General features: G+C 72.0%; 18 protein-coding genes and 2 pseudogenes. 16 read left to right on the top strand and 4 right to left on the bottom strand.

The window, feature by feature from the left end:
• Positions 1 to 132: 132 nt before the first annotated feature.
• The gene (locus D6270_RS05905; RefSeq protein ID WP_109166404.1) at positions 133 to 915 is read right to left on the bottom strand and encodes a DUF8842 C-terminal domain-containing protein; all 783 of its coding nucleotides are present in this window, start codon (positions 913 to 915) and stop codon (positions 133 to 135) included.
• 531 nt (positions 916 to 1446) lie between these two features.
• Here D6270_RS05905 and D6270_RS05900 point away from each other — a divergent pair.
• From D6270_RS05900 to D6270_RS05885, 4 genes and pseudogenes are all read left to right on the top strand, one after another.
• Positions 1447 to 2730, top strand: coding sequence for a glycosyltransferase family 4 protein (locus D6270_RS05900; RefSeq protein WP_109166405.1), 1284 nt, complete (start codon positions 1447 to 1449; stop codon positions 2728 to 2730).
• Positions 2727 to 3539: a transferase gene (locus tag D6270_RS05895; RefSeq protein WP_109166406.1), complete on the top strand. Its 813-nt coding sequence runs from the start codon at positions 2727 to 2729 to the stop codon at positions 3537 to 3539. The genes D6270_RS05900 and D6270_RS05895 overlap by 4 nt, the downstream gene beginning before the upstream one ends.
• Positions 3540 to 3557: 18 nt before the next feature.
• Positions 3558 to 4390 (top strand): annotated as a pseudogene (locus tag D6270_RS05890) (helix-turn-helix transcriptional regulator).
• A 319-nt stretch (positions 4391 to 4709) separates the two neighbouring features.
• Entirely contained in the window at positions 4710 to 4925 is a 216-nt protein-coding gene (locus D6270_RS05885) for an I78 family peptidase inhibitor (protein WP_109166407.1), read from the top strand.
• 77 nt (positions 4926 to 5002) lie between these two features.
• Here the strand turns inward: D6270_RS05885 and D6270_RS05880 are convergent.
• Positions 5003 to 6006 (bottom strand): annotated as a pseudogene (locus tag D6270_RS05880) (phosphatase PAP2 family protein).
• A 451-nt stretch (positions 6007 to 6457) separates the two neighbouring features.
• Between D6270_RS05880 and D6270_RS05875 the strand changes: the two are divergent.
• Positions 6458 to 8218: an MFS transporter gene (locus tag D6270_RS05875; RefSeq protein WP_109166409.1), complete on the top strand. Its 1761-nt coding sequence runs from the start codon at positions 6458 to 6460 to the stop codon at positions 8216 to 8218.
• Between the two features lie 104 nt (positions 8219 to 8322).
• Positions 8323 to 9543 carry an acyl-CoA dehydrogenase family protein gene (locus D6270_RS05870; protein WP_109166410.1) on the top strand — a complete coding sequence of 407 codons (1221 nt, stop codon included), beginning with the start codon at positions 8323 to 8325 and terminating at the stop codon, positions 9541 to 9543.
• A gap of 67 nt (positions 9544 to 9610) precedes the next feature.
• On the opposite strand, the gene D6270_RS05865 is transcribed toward D6270_RS05870, so the two are convergent.
• The gene (locus tag D6270_RS05865; protein ID WP_109166411.1) at positions 9611 to 10054 is read right to left on the bottom strand and encodes a cell division protein SepF; all 444 of its coding nucleotides are present in this window, start codon (positions 10052 to 10054) and stop codon (positions 9611 to 9613) included.
• A gap of 310 nt (positions 10055 to 10364) precedes the next feature.
• On the opposite strand from D6270_RS05865, the gene D6270_RS05860 reads away from it, so the two are divergent.
• Positions 10365 to 11567 carry a DUF5685 family protein gene (locus D6270_RS05860; protein WP_109167572.1) on the top strand — a complete coding sequence of 401 codons (1203 nt, stop codon included), beginning with the start codon at positions 10365 to 10367 and terminating at the stop codon, positions 11565 to 11567.
• 25 nt (positions 11568 to 11592) lie between these two features.
• Here D6270_RS05860 and D6270_RS05855 read toward each other — a convergent pair whose 3' ends face one another.
• Positions 11593 to 12546 (bottom strand): ABC transporter substrate-binding protein, encoded by a 954-nt coding sequence (locus D6270_RS05855; protein WP_109166412.1) that lies wholly within the window; start codon positions 12544 to 12546, stop codon positions 11593 to 11595.
• 594 nt (positions 12547 to 13140) lie between these two features.
• Here D6270_RS05855 and D6270_RS05850 point away from each other — a divergent pair.
• From D6270_RS05850 to D6270_RS05810, 9 genes are all read left to right on the top strand, one after another.
• The gene (locus D6270_RS05850) at positions 13141 to 13929 is read left to right on the top strand and encodes an amino acid ABC transporter permease (RefSeq protein WP_413251962.1); all 789 of its coding nucleotides are present in this window, start codon (positions 13141 to 13143) and stop codon (positions 13927 to 13929) included.
• Positions 13926 to 15767 (top strand): FAD/NAD(P)-binding protein, encoded by a 1842-nt coding sequence (locus tag D6270_RS05845; RefSeq protein ID WP_109166414.1) that lies wholly within the window; start codon positions 13926 to 13928, stop codon positions 15765 to 15767. Before D6270_RS05850 ends, D6270_RS05845 begins: the two co-directional genes overlap by 4 nt.
• A 46-nt stretch (positions 15768 to 15813) precedes the next feature.
• Positions 15814 to 16731, top strand: coding sequence for an amino acid ABC transporter permease (locus D6270_RS05840; protein WP_109166415.1), 918 nt, complete (start codon positions 15814 to 15816; stop codon positions 16729 to 16731).
• Positions 16732 to 16748: 17 nt separating this feature from the next.
• Complete coding sequence (locus D6270_RS05835) at positions 16749 to 17501, top strand: amino acid ABC transporter ATP-binding protein (protein ID WP_109166416.1); 753 nt, start codon at positions 16749 to 16751, stop codon at positions 17499 to 17501.
• A 49-nt stretch (positions 17502 to 17550) separates the two neighbouring features.
• Positions 17551 to 18525, top strand: coding sequence for an ABC transporter substrate-binding protein (locus tag D6270_RS05830; RefSeq protein WP_109166417.1), 975 nt, complete (start codon positions 17551 to 17553; stop codon positions 18523 to 18525).
• A gap of 142 nt (positions 18526 to 18667) precedes the next feature.
• Complete coding sequence (locus D6270_RS05825) at positions 18668 to 19744, top strand: LLM class flavin-dependent oxidoreductase (protein ID WP_109166418.1); 1077 nt, start codon at positions 18668 to 18670, stop codon at positions 19742 to 19744.
• 14 nt (positions 19745 to 19758) lie between these two features.
• Complete coding sequence (locus tag D6270_RS05820) at positions 19759 to 21039, top strand: NtaA/DmoA family FMN-dependent monooxygenase (RefSeq protein WP_109167573.1); 1281 nt, start codon at positions 19759 to 19761, stop codon at positions 21037 to 21039.
• A 4-nt stretch (positions 21040 to 21043) separates the two neighbouring features.
• The gene (locus D6270_RS05815) at positions 21044 to 21865 is read left to right on the top strand and encodes a DUF1684 domain-containing protein (protein ID WP_109166419.1); all 822 of its coding nucleotides are present in this window, start codon (positions 21044 to 21046) and stop codon (positions 21863 to 21865) included.
• Positions 21866 to 22093: 228 nt separating this feature from the next.
• Complete coding sequence (locus tag D6270_RS05810; protein WP_109166420.1) at positions 22094 to 22993, top strand: S1 family peptidase; 900 nt, start codon at positions 22094 to 22096, stop codon at positions 22991 to 22993.
• The last annotated feature ends 22 nt before the right edge of the window (positions 22994 to 23015 follow it).

Below are 23015 nucleotides of genomic sequence, written 5' to 3'. Positions count from 1 at the left end.
GAATCTGGCTCTGGTGCTGGCGGGAGGGGTCGTATGAGTGCACGTAGGTGCCAACGACCTCGTCGCCCGTCGGATGCGGCCCCGCCGGAGAAAAGGCTGTTCGGCGGGGGTGCCCGGACGGGACGGACATGATCAGGTCCCGGCCAGCGGCATGGACGCGGCGACCAGGACCCCGTTGACCGCGGCCTTCTCCAGGGCGTCCCGGAGCAGGTCCTCGCGCGGCTGCTGGCCGATCGTCCCGGCCGGGGCGGCGAAGACGAGGACCGTCTGCGACTTGTTGACCGCCGCCCGCCAGCCGTCGGTCACCTGGAGCGGCTGGTGGGCCTGCCACCAGGCGACCGGGTTCCCGCCGCCGGAGCCCGGCTGCAGCACGGCGTGCAGCTGGCCCACGGCGAGCAGCACCGACCAGCCGGGCAGCGGCGCCGGGAGTGCGGTCAGGTCGGGGGCCGGGTGGAAGCCCTGCTCCAGCAGCAGCTGGAGGAACGCGTCGCCCCCGCTGCCGTCGGTGCCGGGCCGGGCGACCGGTCCGGTCGGTTCGACGACCAGGGCCGGGCGGACATCGTCCTCGATGAGAACGAGACCGCTGGTGATGCCGAGGACGGCCTGTTCGGGCATGCGCCCCTCCGTATTCTTCTGCTCGCTGCCGGTGATGCTGCGCACCGCGCCCTGGAGCTGGTCCTCCGCGACCTTGACGACCTGCGAGGGGATGCACGTCGCGTGGGCGAACGCGAGCACGGCGGTCTCGTCCCCGATGAACAGCACCGTGCTGGTGCGTTCCTGGTCGGAGTCGCCGGGGGTGCGGCAGGAGGTGCAGTCGTAACTGCCGGGGGTGTCGTCGCCGACGAGCAGCCGGTCGGCTTCGTCGTCGCCGATCTCGGCGCGTACGTCCTGGCTGACGTCGAGCATGCGCGGCACGGGTGGCTCCTCGAACTCGGTGCGTGGGCCGGGGGGTTCCCGGCTCATGAAGAGACAACGCGGCATCCGTGGCCGGGGTCACGCACCGGCGGGGACGGAAGTACAGACCAGGTCGACACATCGCCATATCGAGGAGTCGACTTCCGTGTCCCGGGAGGCGGTGCGGAGCGGGCGGGGTGTATTCCCGGGAAGTTTTTGCCCGGGCGCAGGCAACCTCCCGGCTTTCCTTCACGTCAAGCACCGAGGAAAGCGTCGCCGAAGCGGGTGGCGGGCAGGCGTCCGGGGAGTGGACCGGCCGCTCCCGAAACATGTCCGAACCAGCGGGCGCCGGCGGTGAAACGGATGCAGTGATTCCAGGAACCCGCTGGTCAGCCATGGTTCCGGGGAGGCGGCCGGGCCACCGGATATCGCGACGGATTCCACAGCGGAATCCAGCCGGAATCCACCTGGATTCCGGAGGCATCCCGGGGGTGAATCGCCGGGACGTACAGTCGGAAGAGACCGGCCGGACCAGGGGGAAACAGCGGAGCCATGCACATTTCATTTCTTCTGCACAATGCGTACGGCATCGGGGGAACGATCCGTACGACCTTCACACTCGCCCGTACGCTCGCCGAACACCACGATGTCGAGATCGTGTCCGTCTTCCGGCACCGCGACACCCCCGTGCTCGGCGCACCCGAGGGCGTGACGATGAGCCACCTCGTCGACCTGCGGAAGAAGAGCGCCACGTACGAGGGTGACGCCGCCGAACACGCCCGCCCCGCGACGGTGTTCCCGCGCGGCGACAGCCGGCACAAGCAGTACAGCCGCCTCACCGACGCCCGGATCGCCGCCCATCTCCAGGGGCTCGAAGCGGATGTCGTCGTCGGCACCCGCCCCGGCCTGAACGTCCACATCAGCCGGCAGACCCGCCGGGGCCCGGTGCGCGTCGGACAGGAGCACCTCACCCTCGACAACCACGGCTACCGGCTCCGGCGCGAGATCGCCCACCGCTACACCCTCCTCGACGCCCTCACTACCGTCACCCGCGCCGACGCCGAGGACTACCGCAGCCGGATGAGGCTGCCGGGCGTGCGGATCGAAGCCATCCCCAACGCCGTTCCCGAGCCCGTCTGTCCGCCCGCCGGCGGCGACCTGAAGTGGGTCGTCGCGGCGGGCCGGCTGCACCGGGTCAAGCGCTACGACCTGCTGCTGCGGGCCTTCGCCCAGGTCTGCGCGGTGCGCCCCGACTGGCGGCTGCGGATCTACGGCGGCGGGGACGCCTCCGGCAACGAGGAGGCGTCGCTGCGGGCGCTCATCGACCAACTGGACCTGCACAACCATGTGTTCCTGATGGGCTCGGTCAACCCGCTGGAGGCCGAGTGGCCCAAGGGGTCGATCGCCGCCGTCACTTCGGACCGCGAGTCCTTCGGCATGACCATCGTCGAGGCGATGCGCGGCGGACTCCCCGTCGTGGCCACCGACTGCCCGCACGGACCGGCCGAGATCATCGAGGACGGCACCGACGGCCGCCTCGTCCCCGTCGGTGACCCCGACGCCGTCGCCGCCGCGCTGCTCCAGCTGATCGAGGACGACGGGCTGCGCCACCGGATGGGCCGCGCCGCGCTCTCCGCCTCGGAGCGCTTCGACCCGGCGCGGATCGCGGAGCGCCACGAGAGCCTGTACGCCGGACTCGTCGCCCGCGCCGCCGGGGGCCGGGGCCACAGCCCCCTGCGCACCGCGCTGTACCGCACCCGGGGCACCGTCCTCGACGGGGCGTACGCCCTCCGCTACAGGGCCGCCGACGTGCTCCGCAAGGGGAAGACCGCATGACCGCCACCACCGTACGGGCCGACTGTGCCGCCGATCCGGCCGGAACGCTCACCTTCGACCTGGCCCCCGCCATCGGCCCCGAGGCCGTGCTCCTGCTACGGCGCCGGGGAGCGGCGGGCACCACGGTCCGGCTCCCGCTGAGCCGCACCGCCCCCGGCCGGCTGCGGGCGGTGCTGGAGCCCTCCACCGAACTGCCCGAGGGGCGCTGGGACGCGTACGTCGAGGAGCCCGGCTCCGACCGCACCCTGACCGTGCGGCCGGGGCTGCGGGACCTGCGCGCCCTGGTCGACCGCACCCCCGCCACCGGCACCGCCACCATCAGCTCCCGGGTGCCCTATCCCACCCTCGACGGCCGCCTCGCGGTGCGCTGCTGGTTCCGCGCCCCGCACGCCGAGGCCGGGGCCGTCCGCGTCGGCCCGTCCGGGATGAGCGCCGAGGGCGTGCTGTACGGGGTCGAGGCGGGGGAGGGGGCCGTGGTCGAGGCCCGGCTGCCGGGGAAGCCCGCCCGGGTCCACCGCGTCCCGCTCACCGCCTCCGGCGAGCCGGGCGGCACCTTCTCCTTCACCCTCCCTTACGCCCCGCTGGCCACCGGCCCCGTGGCAGGGGACCAGCTCTGGCAGCTGTGGCTCGTCCCGTCGGAGGACGCGGACGCGGTCAGGATCTCGCGCATCCTCGACGACGTCTGGTCCCGGGACAAGTCCTTCGTCTACCCGAGCCGCCCGGCGGCCGACGGCGTCCGGGCCACCCCCTGCTACACCGCCGAGAACGACCTCTGCGTACGCCTGTCGACCCGGCCCGCCAAGAGCTGAGCGACTTGCGGACAGAGACTGTCCGCAAGCCCTGGCAGGCTCGTCCCCACGTCGGAGACTTCGGCACGGCTGCTGCGCCTGCTCTCACTGCTCCAGGCCCACCGGGACTGGTCCGGTGCCGACCTGGCCGAACGGCTCGGTGTCACCCCGCGCACCGTCCGCCGGGACGTCGACAGGCTGCGCGAGCTCGGCACCCGGTGAACGCCAGCCCCGGCACCGGCGGCGGCTACCAGCTCGGGGCCGGGGCCGAGCTGCCGCCGCTCCTGCTGGACGACGAGGAGGCCGTGGCGGTCGCCGTGGGGCTGCGTACGGCGGCCGGCCACGGCATCGAGGGCATCGGCGAGACCTCCGTACGCGCGCCGGCCAAGCTGGAACAGGTGCTGCCGAACCGGCTGCGGCGCCGGGTGAGCGCGCTCGGCGCCTTCACCGTGCCGATGCTGCGCGGGGCGGACACCTCCACCGTCGACCCGGCCCTCCTCGCCGAGCTCGCCGGAGCCTGCCGGGACAGCGAGCGGCTCCGCTTCTCCTACCGCTCCCACGGCGGCTCTGACTCCCGCCGGACCGTGGAACCCCACCGGCTCGTCTGCACCGAGCACCGCTGGTACCTGGTCGTGCTCAAGGCCCCGGTCGAGGAGGCGGCCCGGCGCATCTCGCCCTCCGCCGGGGTGCTGGAGCCCGTCGACGAGCGGACCTGCCGGCTCACCGCCGGGGCGCCCGACCTGGACGTCCTGGTGATCCACGTGCTGCTCATGGGGATCGACTTCGAGGTGGTGGAGCCGCCCGGACTCGTCGAGGTGATGGTCCGTGCCAGGGACCGGCTCGACCGGGCGCTCGACGGGGAGAAAGTGTGAGGGAATATAAGAGAGGTATAAGGAAGCATGAAATTCAGGTGCTCCGGCCATTCGGGTGATGGACTGCCCGGTGGTAAAAGCAGCAGGTCACCCCGGGTTTTTCCGGATGTCGTGCACCGTCCCCGCCGCGAGCCGCTTCGAGGGCGGCCCTGCGATTTCGCACCCGCATTCCGGGAGGGCCGTTCGAGTGAATGAGCCGGGATATATGTGTGTAGGGATGCTGTGACACAAGCGTGACCGCGACGGCATACGAGGGTGCGGGGGGCGGCCCCGGGGCCCGGCCTTCCGTCCTGGTCCGCCGCCGCCTACGGTGAGGGGTATGGCCTCTGAACCGACCCCTCCCGCACAGCCGGACGATGCCCCCGAGACGTACGTCGGCCTCGGCGCCGACACCGCCGAGCAGCTGGCGAGAAGCCGTGGCTGGGACACGGTCCGGGCGGTCCCGCCGGGCGCGTTCCTGACGATGGAGTTCCGCTCCGGACGCATCAACTTCCAGGTCGAGGACGCCACGGTGACCCGCTGCTGGGTGGGCTGACCCTCGCCCGTGCCCTGATACGACCAGGCCCCGACCACCATGGTGGTCGGGCCTGGTCGTAGGACAGGAGTGCGTTCCTAGCCGCCCGTCATCGGACGCGCCGGGCTCGTGGCGCCCCGGGGCCGTGGTCCGGGTGTGCGGGCGGGCGGCGGGTGCCCGCCGGGGCCACAGGCGGCCGCTCCGGGCAGGCGGTGGGCACCGCGTGCGCCCGCGCCCGGGCCCCGGGCGCCACATGTGCGGCGTGAGCGCCCGCACCGGCCGCGAGGGCCGCCCCCTCGGCGGCGATCGCCTGGGGGCGGAGCACCGGCTGCGGCACGATCTCGTGGGTGCGCACGGGACGGCCCGCCCGGCGCCGCGCGCGCCACCGCTCGCGTACATCGAAGATGTAGCTCTCCGTCCGGGCGATCAGCGGCTCGAACCAGGGCAGCGCCAGCAGGATGAGCAGCCCCGCCGCCCAGCCCAGCACCACATCGCTGAGCCAGTGCGTGCCGATGTAGACGGTGGTGAGGCCGACGCCCAGCGAGACCGTGGCGGAGACCGCCGACAGATAGCGCCGGGCCCGGGGCGTGGTGGCCAGATAAGCGAGGATTCCCCAGGTCACGACGGCGTTCGCGGTGTGCCCGGAGGGAAATATATCGCCGCCGGCGAACATCTCGGCCGAGCCGATCTGCGTCGCGTAGTGCGGGCCGAGCCGCCCGAGGCCCAGCTTGACCGCGCCCACCGTCACGTTGAGCAGCAGCAGCGAGGTGCCGAGGACCAGCAGCGGCCGCAGCGTGTGCTGACGCCAGGAGCGCCAGCCCAGCCAGCAGGCGACCATCACCGCCGTCGGTCCGCGCTGGCCGAGCACGACGTAGTAGTCGAGGAAGGCGTGCATTTCGGGCCACTGCTGGTAGGGCCGGAACAGCATGACCTTCCAGTCCAGGGCCACCAGCCAGGACGTCACGAGCACGGCGAAGACGATGGCGAGATAGAACGCCAACGTCCCGCCGAAGAGGGCGATGCGGTGACGGCTCATCCGCGGTGCCACTATCTTCGGCGGTTCCGGCTCCCGGTCCAGGCGGGCAAAGATGTCGGTACGCACCCAATCGACGTTACAGCGAGTGAGTGTGTGTGCAGGCCAATCCGGCCGCTTTGTGATGACGATGTGATGTGGAATTTGTCTCAGGGCGGTGACTTTTTCCGGGCTCGGAGGGGAATCTCCGTGATCCCGCGTCCCATTTCCCCGGGGTTCCGTTCGGAAACATGTTTGATCTTCCGGTCGATTTCGTACACAGGAATCCGCGGGAATTGATCCGGCCGTTCGGGGAGGCGCACACCGCCGGACCCGGCTCCGGCGGGGCCCCACGGGAGGGGTGTGAGTGGCGTACGCCACACTGTGTGGCGGCCGGCGTATGAGGTGGGCCACGTGTCACCAGGTCGAACTCGCGTACGCTGACGGCGCACTCGCCCGTCGATGCCGGGCCCCGGGAGACACCACTGACCACGTCCCCGCCGGTCCGCCGAGCGCGAGGAACCCATCGGGAGGTACGTAGATGTCCGGGACGACCACGGCCGGAGTCCGGCTGCGCCGAGCTGCCGAGGGCGCCAACCGCTGGGTCGTCCTCGTCGTCCTCTGCCTCAGCCTGCTGGTGGTCGCCCTCGACGCGACCGTGCTCCATGTCGCGGTCCCCTCGGTCACCGAGGACCTGCGCCCGAGCGCCACCGGACTCCTGTGGATCGTCGACGCCTACCCCCTCGTCTGCGCTTCGCTGCTCATCCTCTTCGGCACGCTGGGTGACCGGATCGGCAGACGGCGGGTGCTGCTCATCGGTTACGCGCTCTTCGGCGCCGCCTCGCTGCTCGCCGCGACCGCCGGCACCCCCGCCGTCCTCATCGCGGCCCGCGCCCTGCTCGGCGTCGGCGGCGCGATGATCATGCCCGCCACCCTGTCGATCCTGCGCCAGGTCTTCCCCGACCGGCGCGAGCGGGCCATGGCCATCGGGGTGTGGACCGCGGTCGCCGCGGTCGGCGCCGCCACCGGACCGGTCGTCGGCGGCTTCCTGGTCGAACACTTCTGGTGGGGCTCGGTCTTCCTGATCAACATCCCGCTGATGGCGGTCATCCTGCCGCTCGGCCGCTGGCTGCTGCCGGAGTCGCGCGGTGCCGAGGACGGCCCGTGGGACGTGCTGGGCGCGCTGACCGCCGCGGCCGGGGTGCTCGGAGTCGTCCTCGGCGTCAAGCGCCTGGGCGGCGGCGCGGGCCTCCTGGACCCGGTCTCACTGGGCCCGCTGGCCCTCGGGCTCGCGCTCCTGGTCCTCTTCGTACGCCGCCAGAAGCGCCGTACGCACCCGCTGATCGACATCTCCATGTTCGCCCGCCCGGCCTTCTCCACCGCCGTCGGCTGCATCGTGCTCGCCATGCTGGCCCTGGTCGGCCTCCAGCTGATCGCCGTCCAGTACCTCCAGCTGGTGCTGGGGCTCAGCCCGCTGGAGACCGGGCTGCGGCTGCTGCCGCTGACCTTCGCCGCGATGGCCGCCGGCGCCACCGGCTCGTACACACTGCGCCGGGTGGGCCCCCGCAGGATGGTCGGCTGGGGCTTCGTCCTGACGGCCTCCTCCGTGCTGCTGCTCACCTCGATGGGCCACCACGACCGGCCCGCCCTGCTGACCTGCGCCTTCGTCGTGCTCGGCTTCGGGCTCCAGACGACGCTCTTCGGGGCGTACGAGTCGATGCTCAGCGACGCCCCCGCCGAGCGGGCGGGCGGGGCCGCGGCGATAGGGGAGACCTCCTACCAGCTCGGCGCGGGCCTGGGCATCGCCCTCCTCGGCAGCGTCATGAACGCCGCGTACGCCCCCGGCCTCGCCTCCCTGCGGGAGAAGGGCGTACCCGCCCGCGCGGGTGTGGAGGCCTCCCACTCGCTGGGCGAAGCCTACCAGGTGGCCGGGCAGCTCGGCGGTCCGATGGGGGAGCTGCTGCGCTCCACGGCCCGGCACGCCTTCGTCGGCGGGCTGCATGTCACGCTCTTCGTCAGCGCGGGCCTGCTGCTGCTCGGCGCGCTCGCCGCCCTGCGGCTGCCGAAGGCGATGGACTGCCCGCCGAAGGAGCTCTGCCCGCTGGGAGACCGCCCGGACTCCGGGCCGGAGACCTCCGAGCGCCGGGCCGCCGAGCCCAAGGCCCTCGACCGCACGCCCACCGCGCCCCCGGCCCCCGTCGCCGTCCCGGCCCCCGCGCCCGGGCGCCAGGCCCCGCGCCTGAGGCTCCCCGCGCGGCGCGAACCGGCCGAGGCGAGCGGCTCTGGACGAGCGGCACACTGAGCCGTAACGTCTCCACGACGCTCTGACTACCACTGCTAGTTTTCGGAGGGCCGCGGCCGACCCCCGCCCCTCCGGACACCGTGCGAGCCGCCGGAGGCACCCTCATGTCCAGCACCGATTCCGCGAAGCCGTCGAAGCTCCCGCCGTTCGACGCCACCGACCCCCTCGGCATCGACGATCTGCTCGGCCCCGACGACCTGGCGATCCGCGACACCGTCCGCACCTGGGCCACCGACCGGGTCCTGCCGCACATCGCCGAGTGGTACGAGAAGGGCGAGCTGCCCGGCATCCGGGAGCTGGCCCGGGAGCTCGGCGCGCTGGGCGCGCTCGGCATGTCCCTCGACGGGTACGGCTGCGCCGGGGCGAGCGCCGTCCAGTACGGGCTGACCTGCCTGGAGCTGGAGGCCGCCGACTCCGGGATCCGCTCGCTCGTCTCGGTACAGGGTTCGCTCGCCATGTACGCGATCCACCGCTTCGGCTCCGAGGAGCAGAAGCAGCGGTGGCTGCCCGGCATGGCGTCGGGCGAGATCATCGGCTGCTTCGGGCTGACCGAGCCCGACCACGGCTCCGACCCGGCCGGGATGCGGACGTACGCCGAACGCGACGGCGAGGACTGGGTGCTCACCGGCCGCAAGATGTGGATCACCAACGGCTCGGTGGCGGGCGTGGCGATCGTCTGGGCGCAGACCGACGAGGGCGACGAGGGCCGCGGCATCCGCGGCTTCGTCGTACCGACCGGCACCCCCGGCTTCTCGGCACCCGAGATCCACCACAAGTGGTCGCTGCGTGCCTCGGTCACCAGCGAACTGGTCATGGACGGCGTGCGGCTCCCCGCCGACGCGGTCCTCCCGGACGCGCGGGGGCTGCGCGGCCCGCTCAGCTGTCTGAGCCACGCCCGGTACGGGATCGTCTGGGGCGCCATGGGCGCGGCGCGGGCCAGCTTCGAGTCGGCCCTCGACTACGCGAGGACCCGGGAACAGTTCGGCCGGCCGATCGGCGGCTTCCAGCTCACCCAGGCGAAGCTGGCGGACATGGCCGTGGAACTGCACAAGGGCATCCTGCTCGCCCACCATCTGGGCAGGCGCATGGACGCGGGACGGCTCCGTCCCGAGCAGGTCAGTCTCGGCAAGCTCAACAACGTGCGGGAGGCCATCGAGATCTGCCGTACCTCACGCACGATCCTCGGTGCCAACGGGATCTCCCTGGAGTACCCGGTGATGCGGCACGCGACGAACCTGGAGTCGGTGCTCACGTACGAGGGCACCGTGGAGATGCACCAGCTGGTGCTGGGCAAGGCGCTCACCGGTCTCGACGCCTTCCGGTGACCACGACACGTCCGCAGGGGCGTGCCGACCGGAGGCGCTGACCGGAGCTGTCCGGCGAGCGCCTCGCTCAGCTCTGGTTGAAGAAGCCGTCGGTCTTGCGGCCGGCGGCCTCACCGGCGACCACCTGGGTGTCGGCCGGGGAGAGCAGGAAGACCCGGGTGGCCACCCGGTCGATCGAACCGCGCAGGCCGAAGATCAGCCCGGCGGCGAAGTCCACCACACGCTTGGCGTCGGCGGGGTCCATGGCCGTGAGGTTGACGATCACCGGGACGCCGTCCCGGAACAGCTCACCGATGGCCCGCGCGTCCCGGAAGCTGTCCGGGGTCACCGTGGCGATCCGGCGGTCCTGCTCCTCGGCCGCCTCGGCCGCCACCTGCACCCGCGGGTCGGTGACCCAGGCCTGGTTGCCCGTGCCCGTCTCCGTACCCTCGGCGTACTCGTCGTCGTAGTACCGCTCGTCGTTGTCCTCTACGAGCCCCAGCCACGCACTCGCCTTGCGCACCGATCCCATGGACGCCTCCTCTCAACCGCGGTTCCTTGGTGTTCCGCATCTCTTTCGTATCCCTATGGTCGTCCATGATGCGGATACCGCGCCAAGTGGATAGTCGCCGCACAGGTGATTCGTGACGGTACTGGTGCAGAAGATGTGGCGGTTCGTCAAGGATCCTCCTGCGTAAGGCCTGCCCCGTTGGGAAAATATGATGCGCCCGTCCGTACGGGTGACATGGGGACGTACGGGTGAACGGGTCACTCGATACGATGCACGGCGCTCAGGTGCGCGAGTGGCGCGCACCGGCTGGAACGGCTCGCGGGGGATCGTCGTGTTCGGAATCGTGAGGCCCTGTACCCATCGGCTCTCGGAAGGTCTGCGGACCGAGTGGATGGCCCATCTCTGCGGTCTCTGCCTGGCCCTGAGGGCGGATCACGGACAGTTCGCCCGGATCGTCACGAATTACGACGGTCTGATCGTCTCGGTCCTGACGGAGGCTCAGACGGGCACCACCCCGGCCGGGTGGCGCACCGCCGGGCCGTGCCCGCTGCGCGCCATGCGGACCGCCCCGGTCGCCATGGGGGAGGGGGCCAGGCTCGCCGCCGCCGTCTCGCTCGTCCTCGCCTCCGCCAAGGTGCGCGACCACGTCGCCGACCGGGACGGGCTGTTGGCCCGCCGGCCGGTCGCGGCGGCCGCGCGCAGGGTGGCGGCGGGCTGGGACCGGGCGGGCGCCCGTACGGGGGCGGCGCTCGGCTTCGACACCGCTCTCCTGGTGGACGCGGTCGACCGGCAGACCGGAATCGAGACCCTCGCCGGGCCCGGTACGCCCCTGCTGACGGTCACCGAACCCACCGAGACCGCCACCGCGGCGGCCTTCGCGCACACCGCCGTTCTCGCCGGGAAGCCGCGGAACGCCGCCCCGCTCGCGGAGGCCGGACGCCTCTTCGGGCGGCTCGCGCATCTGCTGGACGCCGTGGAGGACCGGGGAGCTGACGCCGCGTCGGGTGCCTGGAACCCGCTGACGGTCACCGGCACCCCGCTCGCCGAGGCGCGCCGGCTCTGCGACGACGCGCTGCACGGCGTACGGCTCGCACTGCGGGAGGTGGAGTTCACCGACGGCACGCTCGTCCACGTCCTCCTCGCCCATGAGCTGCGGCGCTCGGTCGACCGGGCGTTCGGCACGTCGTCCTGCTCGCACACGGGGCTCGAACTGCCGGAGGGCTCCTTCGGGCCGCCGCCCGGCAATCCGTACGGTCCCACCCCCGGCAACCCCTACGGCCCGACCCCCGGCGGTCCGGCCTCCCCGCCCCGGCCGCCGCGCGAGCGGCGCGGGCTGATCGCCGGGTGCCTGGTGTGGGCCGGGCTCGCCTGCACCTGCCAGATGTGCTGCGGGAGCTTCGAGGACCCGTGGAGCCGGGAGCGGCGGGAGGCGCCGTGCAACAGCTGCGGCGACTGCTGCGAGGCGTGCAGCTGCTGCGGCGACTGCGGCGACGGGTGCTGCTGTTGCGGCGAGTCCTGCGGGTGCGACTGCTGACCCCGCGGGACCCACCGGCCCCGGGCTACTTCGGCTCGGGGCCCTTCAGCTCCGGCGGCGAGATCCGCGATGTCTCGATCGCGGACTCGGTGGTGCCCCACTTCTCCAGGATCCGGTCGTAGGTGCCGTCCTTCTTCAGCTGGTTGACCGCCGCCTGGAAGGCCGGGGTCAGCGGGCTGCCCTTCTTGAAGGCGAAGCCCACGTCGAGGCGCTTGTACTCGTCGAGGAAGCGCAGCCCCTCCTGCTGGCTCACGGCGTAGCGCAGTCCGTTGATGGTGGACATGTTCACGTCGGTGCGGCCCTGCTTGAGGGAGAGCCAGACGGCCGTCGGGTCGGCGTACGTCTTGACCTCGTAGGGCTTCTTGCCCTTCTCCGCGCACCGGGGGAGGTTCTCCTGGAGCGTCACCTCGAAGGTGGTGCCCGCGCCGGTGGAGATGTCCAGGCCGCACAGGTCCGTGAGGTCGGTGACCTCCTTCAGCTTGCTGTCCTCGCGGACGGCGAAGCCCTGGCCGTCGTTGATGTACGTCACGAAGTCGACCGTCCTGCGGCGCACGTCGGTGACGCCGAAGTTTCCCGTACCCAGGTCGTACTTCCCGCTGCCGAGCGCCGGCAGGATCGCCTCGAAGGACGCCACCTCGCGCTTCAGCTCGATCCCCAGCACCTTGGCCACGGCGTCCGCGAAGTCGATGTCCGCCCCGGCGAGCGTGGTGCCGTCCTTCTCGTAGAAGGCGCCGGGCGGGGAGCCGGTGGCGGCGGCGATCCGCAGGGTGCCGGCCTTGCGGACCTCCTCGGGCAGCAGCTTCGCCGCGGCCTCGTCCTTCTTCACCGAGGACACCACGTCCGTGGTCGGCGTGTCCCCCTTGCCGGCCCCGCCCTTGGCAGTGCTCGCCCCGGGCTCCGCCGGGTCCGCGCAGCCGGTGAGGGCAAGTGCGGCGACGGTGATCAAGGCGAAGAGGGCGCTGTGGCGCGATCTGGGCATGGCTCTGTCTTCTCCGGGTTCGTCAGGGTATGCCGACCGGCCCCAGGCCCGGAAGGGCACGGAGCGGCGGCGACGGGTTCAGCGCTGTGTGAGCGCGGATCACTGGTGCGTGAGCGCGGGAAAGTACGGCGGAGCGAGGGGAGGGTGACGCGGTGTGGTGGAGGTGAAGTCACGCGAGGAACGGTGCTCGAACGCCTTCAGGCCAGGCGTGAGCAGGGAAAACCGGAAAGCAGAGGGTCAGCTCAACAGGAAGAGGACCACACGCGACCGAAGTCGATGTGGGAGCGGGTGACCAGCCACTGCTGCGAATGCATGGGGCCAGTGGAACAGGCATCCGGGTGCGCGTCAACTGACGTGAGACATACGGCTCAGAGTGTGGACAGGCTTGACAACGTCCCGAGTTCACCGCTTACCTCGGAGGCGGACCGGCGCTGAGGGGCCCGGTCCGCGTGTGGTTCTCCGGTGTGAAGGTACGCCCCGTGTTCGATCTCAGCATCCACGGAGCCCTCGCATGCCCCCGCAGACCGATCTGCTGCCTCCCTCGTCCTCCGCTCCGCCCCCGTCCGCAACGACGGCGACAGCGCGGTGCCCCGTATCGTCCCCGTACGCCGAACGGGCCGCTGGGCAGCGGCAGTTGCCGTCCTGGCCCTCCTCGCGCTGGCGCTGGACTCGGTCATCCGCAACGAGGCCTTCCAGTGGGACGTGGTGGCCTCCTACTTCGCCACCGCGACCGTCCTGCGCGGGCTCTGGCTCACCCTGTGGCTCACCGCGGTCGTCATGGTGCTCGGCTTCGCGCTCGGGGCGCTCCTCGCCGTGCTGCGGCTCTCGGGCAACCCCGTTCTCCAGGCGGTCAGCTGGGGGTACGTCTGGCTCTTCCGGTCCACGCCGATCCTGGTCCAGCTGCTGTTCTGGTTCAACATCGGCGCCCTGTACCCGCAGATCTTCGGCGTCTCCACGGTCACCCTCCTCGGCCCGGTCGCCATCGCCGTCATCGGGCTGACCCTGCACGAGGCCGCGTACGCCGCCGAGGTCGTCCGCGGCGGGATCCTCTCCGTGGAGCGCGGCCAGGTGGAGGCGGCCCAGTCCCTGGGGCTCGGGCCCTGGCGCCGCTTCCGGCGGATCGTGCTGCCGCAGGCGATGCGCTCCATCGTCCCGCCGGCCGGGAACATGCTGATCGGCACCCTCAAGGGCACCTCCATCGTCAGCATCATCGCCGTGCAGGACCTGCTCTACTCCGTCCAGCTGGTCTACCACCGCACGTACGAGGTCATCCCGCTGCTCCTCGTCGCCACCCTCTGGTACGCGGCGGTCACCTCCCTGCTGAGCATCGGCCAGCGCTATGTGGAGCGCTACTACGCCCGTGGCACGGCGGGCGTCCGATGAGCGCGGCACCCACCCTCGTGGTGATAGGCGGCGGTCCGCGCGGCACCGGCGTCATCGAGCGCATCGCCGCCAACGCCCTTGAGCTGTACGGGGATCGGCCCCTGGACGTCCATCTCGTCGACCCCTACCCGGCCGGCGGCGGACGGATCTGGCGGCCGGACCAGTCACCGCTGCTCTGGATGAACTCCATGGCCGAGGACGTCACCATGTTCACCGACGAGACGGTGGAGCTGGCCGGACCGGTCGTGGCGGGCCCCGCCCTGCACGCCTGGGCCGAGGACGTCCGCGCCGGGCGCGTCACCCCCGACTCCGAGCCCGCCGTCCTCGCCGAGATACACGGCCTCACCGGCCAGGACTTCCCCAGCCGGCGGCTCCAGAGCGCCTATCTGCGCTGGACCTACCAGCGCGCCCTGGCGGCCCTGCCGCCCTCCGTCACCGTCCACGAGCACCGCACCACCGCCCTCGCCGTCACCGGACCGCGCGGCTCCCGCCAGCGCGTGCGCCTCAAGGACCGCACCGAGCCGCTCCTCGCCGACCTCGTCGTCCTCACCGTGGGCCATCTGGACGCGGAACAGGAGCCGGAGCAAGCCGAGTTGAGCCGTTTCGCGGCGCGGCACGGGCTCGTCCACCTGCCGCCCGACTTCACCGCCGACACCGACCTCACCGCACTGCCCGCCGGCGAACCGGTCATCGTCCGGGGCTTCGGCCTCGCCTTCATCGACCTGATGGTCCTGCTCACCGAGGGGCGCGGCGGCCGCCACGAGAACGGCGTCTACGTGCCCTCGGGGCGCGAGCCCGTGCTGTACGTGGGATCGCGGCGCGGGGTCCCGTACCACTCGAAGATCGGCTACCCCTGGACCGGTGAACGCCCGCCCCTGCCCCGTTACTTGACCCCGGCCTGGGCCGACGGACTGCTCAGCCGCCCCGGCCCCCTCGACTTCCGGCGCGATGTGTGGCCGCTGGTCGCCAAGGAGCTCGGTCACGCCCACTACCACCGGCTGTTCACCGCCCACCCCGAGCGCACCGCCCTGGACCCCGAGGTCTTCGACGCGAAGTACGCCGCTGCCGACCCCGGCTCGCCCGAACTGGCCGACCTGGTCGCCGGTGCCGTACCCGACCCCGCCGACCGGCTGGACCTGGACGCACTCGACCGGCCGCTGGACGGGGTGACGTACGAGAGTGCCGAAGCGCTTCAGGAAGGGCTGCGCGACTACATCACCGCCGATCTGACCCGCCGTCACGACCCGCGCCACAGCGCGGATCTGGCGGTCTTCCTCGGGCTGCTCTCCGCCTACGCCCAGCTCATCCGGCTCGGCGACATCGGCGACTGGTGGCACGGCTTCTTCAGCTACCTCGCCTCCGGCCCGCCGGGACCCCGGCTGGAACAGCTCCTCGCCCTCTCCCGGGCCGGCGTCGTCCGCTTCCTCGGGGCCTCCGTCGCCGTCGAGGCCGACGAGGAGCGCGGCGTCTTCCGGGCGAGCGCCGCCACCGTGCCCGGCGAGCACACCGAGGCCCGCGCCCTGGTCGAGGCCCGCCTCCCGGACCCCTCGCTGCGGCACACCGCCAGCCCGCTGCTGCGCACCCTGTACGAGGGCGGGGCCGCCGTCACCGAGACGGGGCTGCTCTCCGTGGACCCGGGCGACAGCCGCATCGTCGACCGCGAGGGCATCCCGCACCCGCGCCGCTTCGCGCTCGGCCCGTTCACCACGGCCCGCAACAGCGGGGCCTTCACCCGCCCCCGTACCGGCGGACCCGCCTTCCGGCAGAACGACGCGGCGGCCCGCGCCGCGCTCTCCTTCCTGCGCGACCTCTCCTGTCACGGCCGCCTCGCCTCCTGAATCCGCCGCAGACCTTCCCGTACCACCGCTCCCAAGGAACCCCGCCATGTCGCTGACCAGCGATCCACCCATCGATCCAGCCGCCGGGACCCCCGACGGCCCGCCCCCCGGGAGAACCGCCGGCCCCGGCACCGACTACGGGGAGCTGACCGTCGTCCCGGCCCGCCACCCCTGGCGCTGGGTCGCCGTCGCCGTGACCGCGGTCCTGGTCGCCCAGTTCGTCAACGGGCTGGTCACCAACCCGGGGTGGGAATGGGACGTCTTCGCGCGGTTCTTCACCGCGCCGGTCATCCTCAAGGCCGTCTGGCTCACCCTCCAGCTGACCTTCTACGGCACGGTCCTCGGTTTCGCGCTCGGCATCGTGCTGGCGTTCATGCGGCTGTCGGCCAGCCCGTTCCTGCGGACGGTCGCGTACGGCTACATCTGGGCTTTCCGGTCCATCCCGCTCATCGTGCAGCTGCTGTTCTGGTTCAACCTGGCCTATCTGTACAAGGAGTTGACGTTCGGCATCCCGTTCGGGCCGGGCTTCTTCACCTTCGACACGATGAACCTGGTGGGCGCGGTCAGCGCGGCCGTCCTCGGGCTCGCCCTGCACCAGGCGGCGTACGCGGCGGAGATCGTACGCGGTGGCGTACTGGCCGTCGGCGGCGGGCAGCTGGAGGCGGCGGCCGCCCTCGGCATCCCCAAGTTCCGGCAGCTGCGCCGGATCGTGCTCCCGCAGGCGATGCGCTCCATCCTGCCCAACGCGGCCAACGAGATCATCTCGCTCTTCAAGGGCACCTCGATCGTCTCCGTCATGGCGATCGGCGAACTCTTCTACCAGGTGCAGGTCGTCTACGGCCGCAGCGGCCGCGTCGTCCCCCTGCTGATGGTCGCCACCGCCTGGTACATCCTCCTGACCACCGCCCTCTCGATCATCCAGTTCTACGTCGAACGCCACTACTCCAAGGGGGCCGTGCGATGAGCGCACCCAGCGAAGCCATGGTCGAGATCCGCTCCGTACACAAGAACTTCGGCTCCCTGGAGGTGCTGCGCGGCGTCGACCTGTCCGTGCGGCCCGGCGAGGTCACCGTCATCCTCGGCCCCTCCGGCTCCGGCAAGTCCACCCTGCTGCGCACCATCAACCACCTGGAGAAGGTCGACCAGGGCTGGATCAGCGTCGACGGCACCCTCGTCGGCTACCGCAGGGACGGCAACAAGCTCTACGAACTCCGCGAGCGCGAGGTGCTGCGCCAGCGCACCAAGATCGGGTTCGTCTTCCAGAACTTCAACCTCTTCCCCCACCTCACCGTGGTGGAGAACATCATCGAGGCGCCCGTCTCCGCGCTGCGCCGCCCCCGCAAGGAGGCCGTCGAGGCGGCGGAGAAGCTGCTCGCCCGGGTCGGGCTCGCCGACAAGGCCTCCGCCTATCCCGCCCAGCTCTCCGGCGGCCAGCAGCAGCGCGTCGCCATCGCCCGCGCCCTGGCGCTGGAGCCCAGGCTCCTGCTCTTCGACGAGCCGACGTCCGCACTGGACCCGGAGCTCGTCGGCGAGGTCCTCGACGTCATCAAGGACCTGGCGCACGGCGGCACCACGATGATCGTCGTCACCCACGAGATCGGCTTCGCCCGTGAGGTCGCCGACACCGTCGTCTTCATGGACGAGGGCCGGATCGTCGAACAGGGCACGCCCGCCGACGTCCTGGACCACCCGGCCCAGGAACGCACCAGAGCGTTCCTCTCCAAGGTTCTCTGAACCGCCCTTCCCGCCCCACCCATCCGCACCGTCCACGAGGAGTACGTACGTGTCCGTCCGCCGCAGCATCACCCTCGCCCTCGCCACCCTCACCGCCACCGGACTGCTCACCGCCTGCGGCAACTCCGACGCCTCCACCGACGTGGCCGCCGCCAAGGGCAAGAAGGACACCGGGATCAACACCGGTCCCGACCAGGACCGCCTCAGAGGCAAGAAGGTGGACGCCGTCGCCGACCTCGTACCCGAGGCGATCCGCAAGCGCGGCACCCTGAAGATCGGGGCGAGCGCGGACGCCGTGCCGCCGCTCGGCTTCTACGCCACCGACGACAGGACCCGGATCGGCTCCGAGATCGACATCGCCACCCTCGTCGCCGACACCCTGGGGCTGAAGCCGGAGTTCGAGCAGGTCTCCTGGGAGAACCTCTTCGTCGGCCTGGACAGCTCCAAGTTCGACGCCGTCCTCTCCAACGTCACCGTGACCGAGGAGCGCAAGGAGAAGTACGACTTCGCCACCTACCGCCTGGACAACATCGCCTTCGAGGCCAGGAAGGGCTCCGGCTGGAAGGTGAACGGCCCCGCCGATGTCGCCGGCAGGACGATCTCGGTCTCCTCCGGCACCAACCAGGAGAAGATCCTCGTCGAGTGGAGCGAGGAGAACGTCAAGGCCGGGCGCAAGCCCGTGGAGATCAAGTATTTCCAGAAGGAGAACGACTACTACCTGCCCCTCCAGTCGGGCCGCATCGACGCCCACCTCGGCCCGAGCCCGTCCGCCGCCTACCACGTGGCGACGGCCGGCCAGAGCGAGATCGCCGGACAGATCTCCGGGGCCGGCGGCGGCCTCCAGGGCAAGATCGCCGCGACCACCAAGAAGGACAGCGGCCTGGTCAAGGCGTACGCCGCCGCGATCGACCACATCATCGAGGACGGCTCGTACGGCAAGGTCCTGGGGCGCTGGGGCCTGACCGGCGAGGCCGTGGAGAAGTCCGAGATCAACCCGCCCGGCCTGCCCAAGGCCAAGAGCTGACCCGCCCGGGCCGCGCGGGACCGGCACCGCCCCGCCGCTCCCGCGAGGCCCGGCAGGTCTCCCTCCACGGGGCCTCGCACCGCCGATGACCAGGACCGTTCCGCGAGGCCCCCGCCCGACCGTCGACCCGAGAGGTCCCGCGATGTCCGCCCGTACACCCCTCCACCTGGCCGCCGAGATCGGCGGCCCGCCGCACTACGACGCCGGCCACTACCTCCGCCTCGCCCGGCTGGCCGAAGGCGGCGCCCTCGACTACGTCACCCTCGGCGACTCCTTCGCCCGCCCCGGCCTCGACGCGCTGGCGGTCCTCGCCCGCGTCGCGCCCGCCACCGACCGCATCGGCCTCGTCCCCACCGTCACCACCACCCACACCGAACCGTTCCACGTCTCCTCGGCCGTCGCCTCCCTGGACTGGGTCAGCAACGGCCGGGCCGGCTGGCACGCCGACGTCTCCACCACCGAGGCGGAGGCCCGCCTCTTCGGCAGACGCCCCGCCGCCCCGCCCGCCGCCCTCTGGCAGGAGGCCGGAGAGGTCGCCGATGTCTCCGCGCGGCTCTGGGACAGCTGGGAGGACGACGCGGAGATCCGGGACACCGCCACCGGACGCTTCATCGACCGGGAGAAGCTGCACTACGTCGACTTCGAGGGCGCCACCTTCACGGTGAAGGGCCCCGCCATCGTGCCGCGCCCGCCCCAGGGGAACCCCGTCACCGTCATCGACGCCGTCGGCGCGCCCTCCAAAGAGGCCGCCGCCCGGCACGCCGATGTCATCCACATCCGGGCCACCGGCCCCGAGCAGGCCGCCGCGCTCCGGGACGAGCTGCGCGCCAAGGCCTCGGCCCACGGGCGTGACCCCGACGCCCTGCGGGTCCTGGTCGCTCTCACCGTCGACCTCGGCGATGTCGAGAGCGCTCCCGAGCCCGGACTGGAGAGCGGACCCCAGCTCGCCGGGCGCGGCACCTACTTCCGGGGCGGCCCGGTCGACCTCGCCGACCTCATCGCCCAGTGGCACCGGTCGGGCGCCGCCGACGGCTTCCACCTCACACCCATCACCCCCGAGCGCGACCTCGAAAGGATCGTCAACGGCACCGTCGCCCTCCTCCAGCACCGCAGCCTCTTCCGCACCTTCCATCCCGGCGGAACCCTGCGCGAACACCTGGGGCTGCCCCGCCCCGCCAGCCGCTACGCGACCGCCAGAGCCGCTTCGAAGGAGGCCTGACCGTGGTCCGCACCATGCATCTGGCCGCGCACTTCCCGGGCGTCAACGCCACCACCGTGTGGGCCGACCCCCGCTCCCGCAGCCAGATCGACTTCTCGTCCTTCGTGCATCTGGCCAGGACGGCGGAGCGCGGCAAGTTCGACTTCTTCTTCCTCGCCGAGGGGCTGCGGCTGCGCGAGCACAACGGCCGCGTCCACGACCTCGACGTGGTCGGCCGGCCCGAGTCGCTGACCGTCCTGAACGCGCTGGCCGCCGTCACCGAACGGCTCGGCCTCGCCGCCACCGTGAACGCCACCTTCAACGAGCCCTACGAACTCGCCCGCCGGCTCGCCACCCTCGACCACCTCAGCGCGGGGCGCGCCGCCTGGAACGTGGTGACCTCCTCCGACGCCTTCACCGGGGAGAACTTCCGCCGGGGCGGCTATCTGGACCGCGCCGACCGGTACACCCGGGCCGCCGAGTTCGTCGCCACCGCCCGCGAGCTGTGGGACTCCTGGACGCCGGACGGCGAGTCGCGCCCCTTCGCGCACGAGGGCGGACAGTTCACGATCTCCGGCGAGTTCACCGTGCCCCGCTCCCCGCAGGGCCACCCGGTGGTGATCCAGGCCGGGGACTCCGGCGAGGGCCGGGAGTTCGCCGCCTCCGCCGCCGACATCATCTTCACCCGGCACGGCACCCTGGAGGCGGGCCGCGACTTCTACGCCGACGTCAAGGCCCGGCTCGCCGCGTACGGGCGGAAGCCCGACGACCTCAAGATCATGCCCGGGGTCACCGTGGTGGTCGGCGACACCGACGCCCAGGCGCAGGAGCAGGCGTACGAGATCCGCCGTCAGCAGGTCTCCCCGCAGAACGCGATCCTCGCCGCCGAGCAGCTCTGGGGCACCGACCTCTCCGCGTACGACCCCGACGGGCCGCTCCCCGCGATCGACCCCGTCATCGGCTCCGGGCTCGTCAAGGGCCGGGTCCTGCACGGGGACCCGTTCGCCGTCGTCGCCCGGTGGCGTGCGATCGCCGAGGCCAAGGGGCTCTCGCTGCGGCAGACGGTCATCGAGACGACCACCCGGCAGTCGTTCATCGGCTCGCCGCGGACGGTCGCGGCGGAGCTGACCGCCTTCGTCGAGGAGCGGGCGGCCGACGGCTTCATCCTCGTACCGCATCTCACCCCCGGCGGTCTGGACGACTTCGTCGACCGGGTCGTCCCGCTCCTCCAGGAGAGCGGGGCATTCCGCTCCGAATACTCCGGCTCCACGCTGCGGTCGCACCTCGGCATCGCGGAGCCGGTGTGGAAAGGTTGATCGCATGAGCACGGACGCACAGCAGCACCAGCAGGCCGGGGAGCCGGACGCCGTCCAGGAGTGGCAGCGGTGGCACGAGGAGCGGGTCCTCGCGGTCGCGGCCCTCTACGGCCCCCTCTCGCTGACCGGAACCCACTGGCTCTCCGATCACCCGGAAGGGCGAATTCCGGCCGTCCCGGGGCAGTGGCGCGAGGACGGCGACGAGGTGGTGCTGACGGCCACCGCGGAGGACGGCATCGTTGTCGACGGCACGCCGCTGACCGGCGAGGTCCGGCTCTCGGCGGACCGCGGCCCCATCGACGACTCCCGGGTGGCGCAGGGCGGACGGCGGCTGGTGGTGCTCCGCCGCGAAGGGCTCTGGGCGGTACGGGACTTCGACCCGGCGGCACCCTCCCGGCGCGCCTTCTCGACCATCGACGCCACCCCGTACGACCCGGGCTGGGCGCTGCCGGGGACCTTCCGCCCGTACGCCGAGGAGCGGGCCGTACGGGTGCCCAACGCGGACGGGGCCGAGCGGGGTCTCGGGCTCGGCGGGGAGATCGCCTTCACGGTGGGAGGGGACGAGCACACGCTCCAGGTCGCCGTCGAGCCGGACGGTTCGCTGTGGGCCGTCTTCGCCGACGCCACCAGCGGGAACGGCAGCTACCGCTTCCGCTTCCTGCGGCCCGGGGCGCCCGCCGGGGACGGCAGCGTGAACGTCGACTTCAACCGCGCGCTGCTGCCGCCGTGCGCCTTCGCCGATCACTTCATCTGCCCCTTCCCGCCCCCGGGTAACACGCTCACCGTGCCGGTCCCGGCGGGGGAGCGGAACCGCCTGGACGCCTGAGCCGCGCACCGCACCGGCCTCCGGCGGCCCGACGGCTGCCGGGGGCCGGTGTGCGTGGGGCGCCCGTGGCCGAAAGGGATGCTTGCGCCTCCTGTCCGGACGCCTCGATACTCCCGTCAGCGATTGTCAGGGGCACGGCAAATCCGGAATCCGGACAGGCCCCCGACTGCGCCTCACGGGCCCGCCACCCCACAGGAGGGCCCCCGATTCCCCTCGGAGGAACCCGAAGTGAGGATCAAGCGCACCAACCCCCGCCGCAACCACGCGAGACGCATCCGTACCACGGCCGTCCTCGCCGGATTCGCCGCCGTCGCGGCGTTCACCGTTCCCACCGCCAGTGCCGAACCCACCGGTACGTTCAGCGCCACCCAGCTCTCCACCGTGAGCGACGCCGTGCTCGGCGCCGACATCGCGGGCACCGCCTGGAACGTCGACCCGAAGACCAACCGCCTCGTCGTCACGGTCGACAGCACGGTCACCCAGGCGGAGATCGCCCAGATCAAGAAGGCCGCGGGCGCCAACGCCTCCGCCCTCACGATCGAGCGCACCCCCGGTAAGTTCAACAAGCTGATCTCCGGCGGCGACGCGATCTACTCCAACACCGGTCGCTGCTCGCTGGGCTTCAACGTCCGCAGCGGCTCCACCTATTACTTCCTGACCGCCGGTCACTGCACCAACGGTTCGAGCACCTGGTGGGCCAACTCCGCCCGCACCACCGTGCTCGGCACGACCGCCGGCTCCAGCTTCCCGGGCAACGACTACGGCCTCGTGCGCTACACGAACACCACCATCCCCAAGGACGGCACGGTCGGCGGCCAGGACATCACCAGCGCCGCCAACGCCACCGTCGGGATGGCCGTCACCCGCCGCGGCTCCACCACCGGCACCCGCAGCGGATCGGTCACCGCCCTCAACGCCACCGTCAACTACGGCGGCGGCGACGTCGTGACCGGCATGATCCGCACCAACGTGTGCGCCGAACCCGGCGACTCCGGCGGCCCGCTCTACTCCGGCACCCGCGCGATCGGTCTCACCTCCGGCGGCAGCGGCAACTGCTCCTCCGGCGGCACGACCTTCTTCCAGCCGGTCGTCGAGGCGCTGAACGCGTACGGCGTCAGCGTCTACTGACGGGCGCACCGGGTATCCCCAC

Source organism: Streptomyces griseus subsp. griseus, from assembly GCF_003610995.1.
Classification (GTDB): Bacteria; Actinomycetota; Actinomycetes; order Streptomycetales; family Streptomycetaceae; genus Streptomyces.
The sequence above is the reverse complement of the archived record's forward strand: the minus strand, read 5'-3'. Positions and strand labels throughout refer to the sequence as shown.